The 2,745-nt window shown below is 34.8% G+C and carries 2 protein-coding genes; one reads left to right on the top strand and one right to left on the bottom strand.

The genetic code is table 11. From position 1 onward, the window contains the following. A partial coding sequence (locus A9239_RS14700; protein ID WP_069575362.1) for an ATP-grasp domain-containing protein occupies positions 1-1,211 on the bottom strand: 1,211 nt, incomplete at its 3' end. A gap of 206 nt (positions 1,212-1,417) precedes the next feature. On the opposite strand from A9239_RS14700, the gene A9239_RS14695 reads away from it, so the two are divergent. Beyond that, the gene (locus A9239_RS14695; protein ID WP_048155526.1) at positions 1,418-2,707 is read left to right on the top strand and encodes a tetratricopeptide repeat protein; all 1,290 of its coding nucleotides are present in this window, start codon (positions 1,418-1,420) and stop codon (positions 2,705-2,707) included. The last annotated feature ends 38 nt before the right edge of the window (positions 2,708-2,745 follow it).

Raw genomic sequence — 2,745 nt, 5'->3', positions numbered from 1 at the left:
TTTTGAACATTATTTTTGAGCACAGAACTTGCAGACGCTGCTTCTTTGAAAGTGATATATTCCCTCAAGTCCGATTTCAGAATCCTTTCAATCTCGCTCCAGCTACTGTCTCTGGTTTCGGTAAACATGTACCCGAAGTAGCCGCGTGTTTCGTAATCCGCTTTTCTGAGTTCAAGAGGCTTTTCAAAGTCTGAAAGCAGTTTTTCGTAATCAAAAGCTTTTACGTCCTTCAAATTGAGGTCTTCCGATTTGTTCAGCATAATAAAGCAGAAGCTTTTTCCTTCTTTGTCTGCAAGAATTTTATTCCAGTCCGGCTCAAGCTGTTCCAGAAAATACCTGTAAGTGTTAATCCCATATGCAAAATATGCAATATCAGTAACGCACAGGCCGGCAAAGCGCATCGGGTTCAGTTCAATAGGCTGGATCCGCCTGTCCTGCGATATTCGAAGTTCCAGATGAAGGGGAAAATTCCTGAGCCCGGCCAGATTTCCGATTTCCTTTAAAAGATCTTCAATGGCTTCCCTGTAGGTTTCTATAATCTTTTTCGAAGTAAAATATACCCTGTCACTGACATCGTTTTCCGAAGAAAAGATATGTTTAAAGATATCGAGGACTACCGGCTTTCCTTCGCGGTTGAAATAAGCGTCAACTGCAAACTCTTCCCCTTCGATATTTCCTTCGATAATGAAATTCTCCATATTCAGGACCTGCTCCGGATAGAGCTTTTTGATCTCTTCAACCTCAGCCTTTATAGACTTCAGGACCGAATCCCATTCTTCGTTGGTGGAAACCTTATGAACCCCAAGGCTGAAAAATCCCACGGCAGGCTTTATAATGAACGGTTTTTTGATTTCTTCAACCCGGATTTTGTCCAGTTCTTCAAATTTAACACTCTTAAAATATAATTCCGGGTAGAGCCTTTCCAGCAGCTCTCTGAACTTAACTTTGTTTTTGAAGAGCTCGATTTTCTCAGGCAGCCCTGTAAATCCAAGATTTTCCGAAATCCAGCCAATTGAGTTTTCGGAATTGGAATAAAGGGCACATTCACCTTTTTCTTTTATTAATTTGATAAATTCATCTTCTTCAAGAAGGTTTAGCTTTTTTTCAGTCTTCAGTCCGGCTGCCATTTCATTTTTTAAAACAGGAATCTGTAATTCTGCAGCAGTATTTTTTAGTAATTTGGAGACGTAAGGGTAATCGAGGATTAACATTTTTTTAACCTTTTACTTTCTATGATGAGGCTTTTTCACGTATTCAAGCACTGTAGTCAGTTTGATAAGATATAAAATTATATCTGTATTTTTAATCTTTTTATTTAATTTAAACATGTTTTTATATTAGATTGTGATTTTAACTAATTATATAAGATCTGTCCAATTGCTATGACTTGCTAGTTCTTACATAAAAGGAGACCTTTATGGATGTTGAAGAGCTGATCAAAACAGCTGATGAATTACGTCATATGGGAAAATATGAGGAAGCCTTAAATAACTATGACACAGCCCTAGACACTCTCGAAACATGCTCTAACTCCTTAGAAAATGAACAAAAAGCTCTTGCATTGATTGGTAAAGGTCTTGCTCTTTGGAATCTAAAAAGATGTGATGATGCCTTAAGCACATTAAATGAATCTATTGAAATCTTAAGTACATTAAATAAATCTATTGAAATCGATTCAAAATTAACTAAAGCGTGGAATACCAAAGGTCTTGTACTCCGTAATCTAAAAAGATATGATGAAGCCTTAGATGCTTTTGATAAATCAATTAATATTGACCAAGATAATGCTTTTTCATGGAATGGCAGAGGCCTTGTTTTATTAAACCTTCAGAAATATACTGATGCTATTGAAGCTTACAAAACTGCACTCAGTAAGAATGCAATCAAAGAAAAACCAGATAATAAAGAGCTTACTTTTTCGTTGAATGGGAAAGGTGTTGCTTTTGCAAGTTTGGGGAAATTTGATGAATCTGTAGAGGCTTTTAACGAGTCAATAAAGCTTGATTCAAAATCAGCTTTTGCGTTATCTGGTAAAGCTACTGTTTATTATAGTATTGGAAAACTTGAAGAAGCCTTGAATCTTTTTAAAGATTCTTTAAAGTTTGACCCAATTTCCAGCTTCGCATGGAATGGAAAAGGTCTAGTTCTTTTAAGTCTTAAGCAATTTGATATCGCTATAGAGTCGTTTAAGAAATCAATTTCTTTTGATTGCGACTTCATTCCTGCATATAATAACTTGACAGAACTTTATCTGGATATTGGTGACTTAAAAAATGCTAGTTCAACATTAGATGATGTTTTATTTAAAGATACTATAAATGATTCCACTTTGTTTTTAAAAGGAAGAGTTGAACTTGAAAAACAAAAGTATGATACTGCTATCCATTATTTTAAAGAAGCAATTTCATTGAGTACTGGTAGTCCATTAATCTTAATATGGGAAGTTTATGCCAAATACCTCAAAGCAGAAGTTAGCTTTGATCTCAACGATAAAAAGTATCAAGATTTAATTCTTTCATGCATAAGAGATCTCGAAAAAATAAGTACTTCCATAAAAGATCTCGCAAAAACGAGCACATATATTTCTTTAAACGGTACAACTGAGTGTTTAAACTTAAAAAGATACGAGAAAATGAGAAAAAAGTTGTTGATGAGCACACAATCCTTTTTAGTTAAACGTAAACGTAATTCATGCGTCATCGGTTAAGCATTAAATTCCCTCTATTGTATGTGTTTTTTATATTA

Origin of the sequence: Methanosarcina sp. A14 (genome assembly GCF_001729375.1) — an archaeon.
Lineage (GTDB): Archaea > Halobacteriota > Methanosarcinia > Methanosarcinales > Methanosarcinaceae > Methanosarcina > Methanosarcina barkeri.
The sequence above is the reverse complement of the archived record's forward strand: the minus strand, read 5'-3'. Positions and strand labels throughout refer to the sequence as shown.

Excerpts from the sequence above, each read along its gene's own strand:
- A9239_RS14695 (WP_048155526.1), top strand. The coding sequence starts at position 1,418 with ATGGATGTTGAAGAGCTGATCAAAACAGCTGATGAATTACGTCATATG.